The 12,399-nt window shown below is 67.5% G+C and carries 8 protein-coding genes; 4 read left to right on the top strand and 4 right to left on the bottom strand.

The features are described from left to right. Positions 1-3: 3 nt before the first annotated feature. Both AC5P8F_RS16975 and AC5P8F_RS16970 read right to left on the bottom strand, forming a co-directional pair. Positions 4-480, bottom strand: a complete 477-nt coding sequence (locus AC5P8F_RS16975; RefSeq protein ID WP_014035499.1) for a SixA phosphatase family protein — start codon at positions 478-480, stop codon at positions 4-6. Positions 481-529: 49 nt separating this feature from the next. Then, positions 530-1,159 (bottom strand): nucleotide-binding protein, encoded by a 630-nt coding sequence (locus AC5P8F_RS16970; protein WP_005420986.1) that lies wholly within the window; start codon positions 1,157-1,159, stop codon positions 530-532. A gap of 123 nt (positions 1,160-1,282) precedes the next feature. Between AC5P8F_RS16970 and AC5P8F_RS16965 the strand changes: the two genes are divergently transcribed. After that, a complete protein-coding gene (locus AC5P8F_RS16965) occupies positions 1,283-2,767 on the top strand; it encodes an AAA family ATPase (protein WP_014645482.1) in 1,485 nt (494 codons plus the stop codon). Between the two features lie 385 nt (positions 2,768-3,152). Here the strand turns inward: AC5P8F_RS16965 and AC5P8F_RS16960 are convergent, their stop codons facing one another. Further along, positions 3,153-3,788, bottom strand: coding sequence for a tetratricopeptide repeat protein (locus AC5P8F_RS16960; RefSeq protein ID WP_046427754.1), 636 nt, complete (start codon positions 3,786-3,788; stop codon positions 3,153-3,155). Between the two features lie 169 nt (positions 3,789-3,957). Between AC5P8F_RS16960 and AC5P8F_RS16955 the strand changes: the two genes are divergently transcribed. Beyond that, positions 3,958-7,644 (top strand): indolepyruvate ferredoxin oxidoreductase family protein, encoded by a 3,687-nt coding sequence (locus tag AC5P8F_RS16955; RefSeq protein WP_046427751.1) that lies wholly within the window; start codon positions 3,958-3,960, stop codon positions 7,642-7,644. Positions 7,645-7,717: 73 nt separating this feature from the next. Here AC5P8F_RS16955 and AC5P8F_RS16950 read toward each other — a convergent pair whose 3' ends face one another. Further along, positions 7,718-8,332, bottom strand: coding sequence for a DUF938 domain-containing protein (locus tag AC5P8F_RS16950; protein ID WP_495228622.1), 615 nt, complete (start codon positions 8,330-8,332; stop codon positions 7,718-7,720). A 762-nt stretch (positions 8,333-9,094) separates the two neighbouring features. Here AC5P8F_RS16950 and AC5P8F_RS16945 point away from each other — a divergent pair. Together AC5P8F_RS16945 and AC5P8F_RS16940 are read left to right on the top strand one after the other, a co-directional pair. Then, a complete protein-coding gene (locus AC5P8F_RS16945; RefSeq protein WP_032957606.1) occupies positions 9,095-10,726 on the top strand; it encodes a TldD/PmbA family protein in 1,632 nt (543 codons plus the stop codon). Between the two features lie 30 nt (positions 10,727-10,756). Then, positions 10,757-12,391 (top strand): TldD/PmbA family protein, encoded by a 1,635-nt coding sequence (locus AC5P8F_RS16940; protein ID WP_495228621.1) that lies wholly within the window; start codon positions 10,757-10,759, stop codon positions 12,389-12,391. Positions 12,392-12,399: the final 8 nt, after the last annotated feature.

The raw sequence follows: 12,399 nt of genomic DNA, 5'->3' as shown, positions 1-12,399 counted from the left end.
GGATCACGGCCACCAGAACGCGTTCAGGCTGGCCACGCCGGGTTCGATCGAGGCCTCGCGCGGGAAGCCAAGCACGGCCACGCCGCCCGGCGGCATGCCGCGATAGTCACTGCTGGTGCCGTCGGTCATCAGGGCCACCAGCTGCTCCAGGCCCGGGTTGTGGCCGACGATCAGCACCCGGTCCAGGTCACGACGCTCGTCCACCAGCGCCGCCAGGGTGCCCGGGGTGGCTTCGTAGATCCGGTCTTCCAGGCGCTTTTCGACATAGCCGATGGCCGTCATCACCGCTTCCAGGGTCTCGCGGGTACGTCGCGACGGCGAGCACAGCACGCAGTCGGGCAGCAGGTTGTTTTCCTTCAACCACTTGCCGGCGGCTTCGGCCTCGGCGAGCCCCACCGGCGACAGCGGCCGGTCGAGGTCGGCCTGGCCGGAAACGGCGGGTTCGGCATGGGCATGGCGCAGCAGGATCAGTTCACGCATCGCGGGTTTCCATGGAGAAGAGGATGCAGCAGGAGAAGTGAGGCAGGCATCAAAGCTTGAGCCAGGACAGCAGCGGCTCCCAGTCGGCCTGGTGTTCGCGCACCTGGGCGGAGCGATAGTCGAACAGGCTGCGGCCCAGGCCGGTCATGACCACGTAGCTCTGGCTGTCACGCAGCTGCGCGACCACCGGGTATGGCCATTCGGCCAGCATCTGCAGCGCCTGCTGCGAGGTCTGGGTCCAGGGTTTGGTGCGGTTGAGGACCAGCCCCACCGGCAGCTTGCGGCTGTGCACGCGCGGGTTCTGGGCCAGGCTGTTGAGGAAGCCGACGATGGCTTCGATATCCAGCGCCGAGGGCAGCACCGGCACCACCACGGCGTCGGCCGCGTCCAGGAAATGGGGGATATCGTCGGCCAGCGCACCGGCCGGTGCATCGATGATGACGGTATCGGTACCGTCGGGCAGCTTCTGCGCCCACTGCTTCTTCCGATACACATCGATGGGGAGCACCGCGCTTTCCAGCCCTGCACGCCGTTGTGCCCAGCGGGTGCTGGAGCCCTGCGGGTCGGCATCGGCGATCACCGTGGCCTTGCCCTGCAATGCCGCGTACGCGGCCAGGTGGGTGGCGACGGTGGTCTTGCCCACCCCGCCCTTGGAACCGGCCACCAGGATCGTCTTCATGCCAGCCTCGCTTCCGGGTACGTGCCCCGAGCGTACACCGGCGGTGGTGACGGGAGGTAGCACCGTGCTGAACCAGTGGCCATCGCCTTTGCTATCGTGGCGCCCCCGAAGGATCGAACCGGCATGAGCGAACTGCAGGACCTGAGCGCACTGATCCGCGCCAATACCCCCCTGATCGTGATCGAGACCCAGGATGAGGCCCGCATCGTCGAGCTGTTCCGGCAGACGCTGATGCACGTGTGGCGGGCCCTGCACCGCTGGTCCATCACCGAGGGCCTGCGTCGCATCGACCTGGACCGCGAGGACCCGCCGGTCGGCCCGCCCGATGCCAGCGCCGCCCTGCAGATGATCCGCCAGGCCGATCAGCGGGGTGTCTACCTGCTGCTCGATTTCCACCCCTACCTGGGGTATGCCAGCCACCAGCGCGCGCTGCGCGACCTGATCCAGCGCCGCCATAGCGAGCCGCATGTGCTGGTGCTGATCGGCGCCAAGGTCGAGCTGCCGGCCGAGCTGGAGGCCCTGGCGGTGCGCTTCAACCCGCGCCTGCCCGATGCCAATGCCCTGCTGAAGATGCTGCGCGAGGAGGCCGACGCCTATGCGCGCGAACACGGCGGCCGCCGTGTCGAGGTCGACAGCGAGGCGGTGAAGAAGATCCTGAAGAACCTGCAGGGCCTGAGCCTGGTCGATGCCCGCCGCATCGCCCGCCAGCTGATCTACGCCGATGGCGCGCTGCGCGACGACGACCTGCCGCAGCTGGCACGGCTGAAGTTCGAGCTGCTCAACCGCAGCGGCCACCTGTTCTTCGAGCATGACAGCGCGCGCTTCGGCGACGTGGCCGGTGCCAACCGGCTCAAGCGCTGGATCAGCCAGCGCCGGGTGGCCTTCATCGCCGGCTCGGCACCGGCCGGCCTGGATCCGCCGCGCGGCATGTTGCTGCTGGGCGTGCAGGGCTGCGGCAAATCGATGCTGGCCAAGGCCACCGCCGCCGGCTTCGGCGTACCGCTGCTGCGCCTGGACGTGGGCGCGCTGTACAACAAGTACCACGGCGAGACCGAGGCCAACCTGCGCCAGGCGCTGGCCTCGGCCGAGCAGCTGGCGCCCTGCGTGTTGTGGATGGACGAGATCGAGAAGGGCCTGGCCAGCGGTGGCGAGGACGGTGGCGTATCGCGCCGCGTGCTCGGCTACCTGCTGACCTGGATGGCCGAACGCAAGGCGCCGGTCTTCATCGTCGCCACCGCCAACCAGGTACACGAGTTGCCGGCCGAACTGCTGCGCAAGGGCCGCTTTGACGAGATCTTCTTCGTCGACCTGCCCACGCCTGAGGTGCGTGTGGAGCTGCTGCGGCTGCACCTGGGGCGACGCCAGCTCAACGGCGACGACTTCGCGCTGCCGGCGCTGGCGGCCGCGGCCAATGGCTTCTCCGGCGCCGAGATCGAGCAGGCGATCGTGGCCGGGCTGTATGCGGCGCACGCCGAAGGCCGGCCGTTGGATACCGAGCTGCTGATGAACGAGATCCGTGCGACGCGGCCGCTGTCGGTGCTGATGGCCGAGCAGGTAGAGGCATTGCGGGCATGGGCGTCGGGTCGGACGGTTTCCGCGGACGATTGAAGTGGAAGCGCAAAAGCAAAAGCGCTTGGCTGGCTGCTCTTGAGGGCATGGGGGTCAGATCCGTTTTCCTCTGGAAAACGGATCTGACCCCAGTTCGATTTCTATCCCTGGCAGATCTCATCCACGCATGGCGTGGATCGACCGTGTCGACCAAGGTCGACACCTACCAACAGCCGCCGGAACCTGTCGAAGGCGGGGCACTGTGGGTTTGCGGGGTGTGAGCCGCATGGATGCGGCGACCAAGCCCCCATGGATGGGTTTACGGCGGCCCCGCAAACCCACAGTGCCCCGCCATCCCGCAGGAAGCCCCCTGTTGCAACGGCTGCTGCAGTTGCTCCAGCCGTTGCCTCTGCGGGTGCCGGGTGCAACCCGGCCCCCCCCTCCCTCAGGGCCAGGCCGGCGGCGCGGCCGCCCAGGCCTGCTGCACTTCCGCCAGCGAGGCGCGCTCGTCGTCACGCCACAACGGCAACAACTGCGCAAAGCGGCTGCTGTCGCTCCATTGCGTCGGCTCGGTACGCACCGCTGCGGCATACCACTGCACCGCCTCCTGCTTCTGCCCGGCCCGCCACAGCGCCAGCGCATAGGTGGGTGGCAGCCAGCCCGGCTTGCTCAGCGAACCACCGGCAGCGGCCTGCCATTGCTCCAGGGCGGCTTCGGGCTGGCCCTGACGCAGCAGGTCCCAGCCGTAATTCCAGCGCACGCTACGGCCCAGGCTGCCCTGCACCGGCGCATCCTTCAGTGCTTCGCGATACAGCTGTTCACCCAGCTCGGTGCGGCCCTGCGCAATGGCCACCGACGCCAGCTGCACGGTGGCCTCCACGGTACGCCGGCCGCGCTCGCGCTGTTTGAGCAGCTGCGCCACCAGCGCATCCCCGTCGGACTGGACCACGATCATGGGCACGGCGGCCGCATCGCTGTCGAAGTAGAACTCCTGTGGTGCCGGCACCGCCGGCGCGGCCCACACGGGGGCCGTTCCCGAGACCAGCAACATGCTGCCCAGGATCTTTGCTGCAACTGACATCCCTTCTCCCCAGGCCGCAACCGCAGCCTCCCTCTCTCTCCCCGATCCTAACCCCAGCATGGCCGCCGGCGCGAGTGCCGGGGCGGTCGGGCCTCGCTGCTACAATTCGCGCCTTTCCCGCCGCGTGCCTGCACGCGGCCGGTGCCAGCCGATCCTGACCGGGCCAGCCATGACCAGTACCGCGCAACTCACTTCGCCCTCTTCCGCCGACCTGATCGACCGTGACTACACGCTCGACCACAAGTACACCCGCAACGAGGGGCGGATCTACCTGAGTGGCGTGCAGGCGCTGGTGAAACTGCCGTTGATGCAGCGGCTGCGCGACGCGCACGAAGGCATCGACAGCGCCGGTTTCGTCAGTGGCTACCGTGGCAGCCCGCTGGGCGGCTTTGACCTGGAGCTGTGGCGCGCGCGCAAACACCTCGACGCGGCCAAGGTGAAGTTCACCCCCGGCCTGAACGAGGACCTGGGCGCCACCATGGTGTGGGGCACCCAGCAGACCAACCTGTTCCCCGGCGCCAACGTGCAGGGCGTGTTCGGCATGTGGTACGGCAAGGGCCCGGGCGTGGACCGCTGCGGCGACGTGTTCAAGCACGCCAATGCCGCCGGCACCTCGCGCCATGGCGGCGTGCTGGCGCTGGCCGCCGATGACCACGCCTGCCGCAGTTCAACCCTGCCGCATGGCAGCGAGGACGAGTTCGTCAGCGCCATGATGCCGGTGCTGAACCCGGCCGGCGTGCAGGACATCCTGGACATGGGCCTGCTGGGCTGGGCGATGAGCCGCTACACCGGCCGCTGGGTCGGCTTCAAGACGATCGCCGAGACGGTGGAATCGTCGGCCTCGGTCGAGGTCGATCCGATGGCGCGCCGCATCGTGCTGCCGGAAGACTTCGAAATGCCTACGGGCGGCCTCAACATCCGCTGGCCGGACCCGCCGCTGGACCAGGAAATGCGCCTGCACCGCTATGCGGTGAAGGCTGCACAGGCGTTCGCCCGCGCCAATGGCATCGACAAGGTGGTGATGGATGCGCCGCGCGCGCGGCTGGGCATCGTCACCACCGGCAAGAGCTACCTGGACGTGCTGCAGGCGCTGGAATACCTGGGCCTGGACGAAGCCGCCTGCGCCGACATCGGCATCCGCGTGTACAAGGTCGGCATGACCTGGCCGCTGGAGCCGCAGGGCATCGCGCGCTTCGCGCAGGGCCTGGAAGACATCATCGTGGTGGAGGAGAAGCGTGCCTTCATCGAGCGCCAGATGAAGGAACAGTTCTTCAACTGGCCGGCCAGCTGGGGCCAGCGCCCGTCCATCGTCGGCAAGTACGACGAGAGCGGTGAGTGGATCCTGCCGTCCACCGGTGAACTGACCCCGGCCACCATCGCCGGCGTGATCGGTCGCCGCATCCAGAAGTTCTTCAACAACGCATCGATCGAGCAGCGCCTGCAGTGGATGCAGGAGAAGGAAGCCGAACTTGCGTTGCCGCGCGCCAGTTTTCCGCGCGTGCCGCACTACTGCTCCGGCTGCCCGCACAACACGTCCACCAACGTGCCGGAAGGCTCGCGTGCGCTGGCCGGCATCGGTTGCCATTACATGGTGACCTGGATGGACCGCAGCACCGATACCTTCACCCACATGGGCGGCGAAGGCGTGACCTGGGCCGGGCAGGCGCCGTTCACCGATACCCCGCACGTGTTCCAGAACCTCGGCGACGGCACCTACTTCCACAGCGGTTCGCTGGCGATCCGCCAGGCGGTCGCTGCCGGCGTCAACATCACCTACAAGATCCTCTACAACGATGCGGTGGCGATGACCGGCGGCCAGCCGGTGGACGGTCCGCTGAGCGTGCCGGACATCGCAAAGCAGATGCGCGCCGAAGGCATCCACACCATCGTGGTGCTGTCGGACAACATCGGCAAGTGGACCGGCCAGCGCGAGCACTTCCCCAGCGACGTCGAGTTCCATGACCGCAGCGAGCTGGACGAAGTGCAGAAGCGCCTGCGCGAAGTGAAGGGTGTTTCGATCCTGATCTACGAACAGACCTGCGCCACCGAGAAGCGCCGCCGCCGCAAGCGCGGCAAGCTGGAAGACCCGCAGAAGCGGGTGCTGATCAATTCGCTGGTCTGCGAAGGCTGCGGCGACTGCGGCAAGAAGAGCTTCTGCGTGTCGGTGCTGCCTAAGGAAACCGAGTTCGGGCGCAAGCGCGAGATCGACCAGTCCAACTGCAACAAAGACTATTCCTGCGTGAACGGCTTCTGCCCGAGCTTCGTCACCGTGCACGGTGGCCAGCCGCGCAAGGGCAGCAAGCGCGATGCGTCCACGCTGCTGGACAACCTGCCGGCACCGACCCTTCGCGACAGCCTGGAACAGCCCTGGAACATCCTGATCACCGGCGTCGGCGGTACCGGCGTGGTGACCATCGGCGCGCTGCTGGGCATGGCCGGCCACCTGGAAGGCAAGGGCGCGACCGTGCTCGACCAGACCGGCCTGGCGCAGAAGGGCGGCGCGGTGACCACGCATATCCGCATTGCCCGTCGCCCTGAAGACATCCACGCCGTGCGTATCGCCGCCGGTGAAGCCGACCTGGTGCTGGGCTGCGACATGGTGGTGGTCAACGATTACTGGGCGCTGTCGAAGGTGCGCGCCGGCCGTTCGCAGGTGGTGCTGAACACCTACGAAGCGATGCCGGGCACGTTCACCACCCGCCCGGACATGCAGTTCCCCGCCGCCGACATCATCGCCGGCGTGCGCGTGGCACTGGGCGGCCAGGAACCACTGCTGCTCGATGCCACCCAGCTGGCCACCGCGCTGCTGGGCGATGCCATCGCCGCCAACCTGTTCATCCTCGGCTACGCCTGGCAGCAGGGCCTGGTGCCGCTGTCGTTCGACTCACTGATGCGCGCCATCGAGCTCAATGGCGCCGCCGTGGCGATGAACCAGCAGGCCTTTGCGTGGGGCCGCCTGGCCGTGGTCGATCCGCAGGCCGTGCAGCAGGCCGCCGGCCTGGTGCGCAACCGCCACACCGATGCCGAATCCACCCCGGGCCCGCTGCATCCGCTGCCGCCAGGCGAGTGGGAGGGCAATGAATGGGGTGCCACTGCGGCACCGCGCAACACCGGCGACGAACGCGAACTGCGCGGCCTGCCCTCGCACGGTGGCGACGTGGCGTTCCTGCCGCTGGATGACGCCCGCCTGTCGCGCTCGCTGGATGAAATGATCGAGCGCCGCGCCGCGTTCCTGGTCGAGTACCAGGACACTGCCTACGCCAACCGCTACCGCCGCCTGGTCGAGCGCGTGCGCACCGCCGAAGCCGAGCGCATCGGCGGCTCCACGGCGCTGACCGAGACCGTGGCCCGCTACCTGTTCAAGCTGATGGCCTACAAGGACGAGTACGAAGTGGCCCGCCTGTACACCAGCGGCGACTTCCAGCGCCGCCTGCAGCAGCAGTTCGAGGGCGATTACCAGCTGCGCTTCCACCTGGCGCCGCCGCTGTTCGCCAGGAAGGATGAGCAGGGCCGGTTGCTGAAGAAGGAATACGGCCCGTGGATGTTCAAGGCCTTCGGCCTGCTGGCCAGGCTGAAGTTCCTGCGTGGCGGCCGCTTCGACGTATTCGGGCGCACCGCGGAACGCCGCATGGAGCGCAAGCTGATCGGCGATTACGAGGCCACCGTGCAGGTACTGCTGGACGGCCTGGATGACGACCGCCTGGCCCTGGCGGTGGAGATTGCCAGCATCCCCGAGCACATCCGCGGCTTCGGCCACGTCAAGGAAGCGCATTTCGAGCAGGCCAAGGCGCGCGAAGCGGCCCTGCTGGCGCAGTGGCGCAATCCGAAGGCGCTGCATATCGTGCAGGTGGCCTGAAGGGAGTGCCGGCCGCTGGCCAGCATTCATCCCGGCAATCGGTTGCCGGCCAGCGGCCGGCACTACCGATGGTTTACCCCAACCGCCACAGCAGCAGGCGGTTGTTGGCCGGCATCGCTACATCCCCCAGGCGGGTGAATCCGTGCTCGGCGGCCAGCGCCTGCACCGCTTCGCTATCGCGGATGCCGCTGCGCGGGTCGCGCGCCTTCAGCCAGGCATCGAACTGCGCGTTGCTGTCGCTGCTGTAGCGGCCGCCGTAGTTGAACGGGCCGTACGCGGCCAGCAGCGCGCCGCGACGCAGCACCGATGGCAGCGCGGCGAACAACGCCTGCACGTGCGCCCAACTCATGATGTGCAGCGTGTTGGCGCTGAACGCGGCGTCGAACGTGCTGCTCTGTGGCAGGCTGAGCCCAGGCGCCGGTGGCAGTTCCACCTGCAGCGCCACCGCCGGCAGCAGGTTCAGCAGCGCCGCTTCCGCGCGCCAGGCCTCGATGCCGGGCAGATGGTCCGGATGGTCGCTGGGCTGCCAGCGCAGCCAGGGCCAACGCTCGGCGAAGAAGGCCGCGTGCTGGCCGGTGCCGCTGCCGATTTCCAGCACCCGATGGCGGTCGCCCATCCACGGGTCGAGTGCGGCGGCGATCGGTTCGCGGTTGCGCTCGCAGGCTTCTGAATGCGGCTTGCTCGACATCAGGACGGTGTCCGGGCGGGGTCGGCCCCATTGTGCACGAGGGGGGTGTTCCGAGCAGGGCTGCGCCCTGCACCTGCTTCAAGCCACAGCAACGGCAACAGCCAAAGCAACAGCAACAGCGGGCTTCCTGAGGGATGGCGGGGTGGAGTGGCAGGGGACGCCGTAAATCCGTCCATGGAGGCTCGGTCGCGCCATCCATGGCGCTCACGCCCCTGCCACCGGACCCACCCCGCCTTCGACAGTTGGCCGCGATCTGTCGGAAACATCTTGGGGTCAGATCCGTTTTCCGCAGGAAAACGGATCTGACCCCGAATTTCATTCGATATCTGACAGATGTGTCGACCAAGGTCGACACCTACCAGCAGCGCACGGAATCTGTCAGAGGCGGGGCGGTGTGGGTGGGCAGGACCGTTGGCGCCATGGATGGCGCCATCGAGCCCCCATGGGTGAGGGCGCTTTGCTTGCGAAGCACTGCTTCGCAAGCGCCCGAACGCACAGCCGCCAGCGGCTGGGCCGGACCCCGGAGGGGGGTTAACGGCGTGTCCTGCCCACCCACACCGCGCCGCCATCCCTCAGCAAGCCCGCTGTTGCTGTGGCTGTTGCTCCGGCTCTGAGCAGGTGCAGGGCTGCAAGCCCTGCCGAAACACCCCCAACCATGACTGCAGTCACTTGCCCGGATGCCCCGCGCTGGCGAAAGTCGAGTGGTTGACGTGATCGGCTCGGCCCGTTGCCGGCCGCACGCAAGCGAGAGAGAGAAACGCTGTGCAACGACGTGAGTTCCTGGCTTTTTCCGGTCTGGGCCTGGCGGGCCTGCTGCTGCCGCATTCCCGTGCCATCGCCGCCGAGCAACTGCTCGCCCCGGTCGACACCCTCCAGCGCAGGCGCCTGGCGGACGTGGCGCTGGCCACCGCACGCACGGCCAAGGCCAGCTACTGCGATGTGCGCATCGGCCGCTACCTCAACCAGTCGGTCATCACCCGCGAGCATCAGGTCGGCAACGTGACCAACCGCGAATCGTCCGGCGTGGGCGTGCGGGTGATCGTCAACGGGGCCTGGGGCTTCGCTGCCACCCACCAGCAGACCGAGGCCGCCGTACGCGCTGCGGTCGAGCAGGCGGCCGCGATCGCCCGCGCCAACGCCAGCATCCAGACCCGGCCGGTGCAGCTGGCGCCGACGCCGCCGGTCGGGGAGGTGCGCTGGCAGACCCCCGTCCGCAGGAACGCGATGGCGGTGCCGATCCAGGACAAGGTCGAACTGCTGCTGGCCCTCAATGCCGCCGCGCTGGATGCGGGCGCCGACTACATCAATTCCACCCTGTTCCTGGTCAACGAACAGAAGTACTTCGCCTCCAGCGATGGCTCGTTCATCGACCAGGACATCCATCGCATCTGGCTGCCGTTCACCGCCACCGCCATCGACAAGGCCAGCGGCAGGTTCCGCACCCGCGCCGGCCTGTCCTCGCCGATGGGCATGGGCTATGAGTTCCTCGATGGCGATGCGCGCGGCAAGGTGCACCTGCCCGGTGGCATCACCGCTTACCGCGATTCCTACGACCCGGTCGAGGACGCCATTGCGGCCGCCCGCCACGCGCGCGAGAAACTGAAGGCGCCGTCGGTGAAGCCCGGCAAGTACGACCTGGTGCTGGACCCGTCCAACCTGTTCCTGACCATCCACGAAAACGTCGGCCACCCGCTGGAGCTGGACCGCGTGCTCGGCTACGAAGCCAACTACGCCGGCACCAGCTTCGCCACGCTGGACAAGCGCGATGCGGGTTTCCGCTGGGGCAGCGACATCGTCACCTTCTTCGCCGACAAGACCCAGCCGGGCAGCCTCGGTGCGGTCGGCTACGACGACGAGGGCGTCAAGACCCAGCGCTGGGACCTGGTGCGCGACGGCATCCTGGTCGATTACCAGGCCACCCGCGATGAAGCCCATATCCTCGGCCGCGATGCATCGCATGGCTGCAGCTACGCCGATTCCTGGTCCAGCGTGCAGTTCCAGCGCATGGCCAATGTCTCGCTGGCGCCGGGCAAGCAGCCGCTCAGCGTCGAGGACATGATCAAGGACGTGGAGAACGGTATCTACATCCACGGCCGGGGGTCGTACTCGATCGACCAGCAGCGCTACAACGCGCAGTTCGGTGGCCAGCTGTACTACCAGATCAAGGACGGAAAGATCGCCGGCATGGTCGAGGATGCGGCCTACCAGATCCGCACGCCGGAATTCTGGAATGCCTGCACGGCCATCTGCGATGAACGCGATTTCCGCCTGGGCGGTTCGTTCTTCGACGGCAAGGGCCAGCCCGGCCAGGTCTCGGCGGTCTCGCACGGTTCGTCCACCACCCGCTTCAACGGCATCAACATCATCAACACCGCGCGCAGTCTCGGCGCTTGAGCCACCCATCCTTCGACATGGAGAGCAGCCTTGCAAAGACGTGACTTCCTGGCCCTGACCGGGCTTACCGCGGGCGGGCTGATCGTGCCCTCCTTCTTCGGCAAGGTGATCGCCGCCGAGCAGCTGCAGTCCAGCCTCGACCCGGCATTGAAGAAGCGCCTGGCCGACGCGGCGCTGCAGGCGGCGCGCAGCGCCGGTGCCACCTACTGCGACGTGCGCATCGGCCGCTACCTGCGGCAGTTCGTGATCACCCGCGAGGACAAGGTGCAGAACGTGGTGAACACCGAGTCCACCGGCGTGGGCATCCGCGTGATCGTCAACGGCGCCTGGGGCTTTGCCGCCACCAACGCACTGGGTACCGCCGACGTGGCCAGGGCCGCGCAGCAGGCGGCGGCCATCGCCAAGGCCAATGCCGGCGTGCAGACCGCACCGGTGCAGCTGGCCAAGGCGCCGGGCGTGGGTGAGGTGAGCTGGCGCACGCCGATCCGCAAGAATGCGATGGAGGTGCCGATCAAGGACAAGGTCGGCCTGCTGCTGGACGTCAACGCTGCCGCAATGGGCGCTGGTGCCAGCTTCGTCAACTCGATGCTGTTCCTGGTCAACGAGCAGAAGTACTTTGCTTCCACCGATGGTTCCTATATCGACCAGGACGTGCACCGCATCTGGGCGCCGATGACGGTCACCGCCATCGACAAGAGCAGCGGCAAGTTCCGCACCCGTTCGGGCCTGTCCTCGCCGATGGGCCTGGGCTACGAGTACCTGGACGGCGCCGCCGCCGGCAAGGTGGTCAGCCCGAATGGCGTGGTCAACTACAGTTCTTCCTACGACATGAAGGAAGACGCCATCGCCGCCGCCCGGCAGGCGCAGGAAAAGCTGAAGGCCCCGTCGGTGAAGCCGGGCAAGTACGATCTGGTGCTCGATCCGTCGCATACCTGGCTGACCATCCACGAGTCGATCGGCCACCCGCTGGAACTGGACCGCGTGCTCGGCTACGAAGCCAACTACGCCGGCACCAGCTTCGCCACCCTGGACAAGCGCGAACAGCATTTCCAGTACGGCAGCGAGCTGGTCAACATCTTCGCCGACAAGACCCAGCCCGGCAGCCTCGGCGCGGTGGCATACGACGATGAAGGCGTGAAGTGCAAGCGCTGGGACCTGATCAGCAACGGCAAGCTGGTGGACTACCAGACCATCCGCGACCAGGCCCACATCCTCGGCAAGACCGAGTCCGACGGCTGCTGCTATGCCGACTCGTGGTCCAGCGTACAGTTCCAGCGCATGGCCAACGTGTCGATGGCACCGGGCAAGACGCCGCTGAGCGTGCCGGACCTGATCAAGGACGTGGAGAACGGCATCTACATCATCGGTGATGGCTCGTTCTCGATCGACCAGCAGCGCTACAACGCGCAGTTCGGCGGCCAGCTGTTCTACGAGATCAAGAACGGCCAGATCACCCGCATGCTGGAAGACGTGGCTTACCAGATCCGCACGCCGGAGTTCTGGAACGCCTGCACCGCCGTGGCCGACGAACGCGACTACCGCCTGGGCGGTTCGTTCTTCGACGGCAAGGGCCAGCCGGGACAGGTCTCGGCGGCCTCGCACGGCTCGTCCACCGCGCGCTTCAACGGCATCAACGTCATCAACACCGCACGCAGCCTCGGCTGACCGGTCAG

Source organism: Stenotrophomonas sp. YJH_SMC_69 (assembly GCF_059370495.1).
This window is presented reverse-complemented; position numbering and strand designations above follow the sequence as displayed.

Coding starts and splice junctions, on each gene's coding strand:
- AC5P8F_RS16975 (WP_014035499.1), bottom strand. CDS start 480: ATGCGTGAACTGATCCTGCTGCGCCATGCCCATGCCGAACCCGCCGTT.
- AC5P8F_RS16970 (WP_005420986.1), bottom strand. CDS start 1,159: ATGAAGACGATCCTGGTGGCCGGTTCCAAGGGCGGGGTGGGCAAGACC.
- AC5P8F_RS16965 (WP_014645482.1), top strand. CDS start 1,283: ATGAGCGAACTGCAGGACCTGAGCGCACTGATCCGCGCCAATACCCCC.
- AC5P8F_RS16960 (WP_046427754.1), bottom strand. CDS start 3,788: ATGTCAGTTGCAGCAAAGATCCTGGGCAGCATGTTGCTGGTCTCGGGA.
- AC5P8F_RS16955 (WP_046427751.1), top strand. CDS start 3,958: ATGACCAGTACCGCGCAACTCACTTCGCCCTCTTCCGCCGACCTGATC.
- AC5P8F_RS16950 (WP_495228622.1), bottom strand. CDS start 8,332: ATGTCGAGCAAGCCGCATTCAGAAGCCTGCGAGCGCAACCGCGAACCG.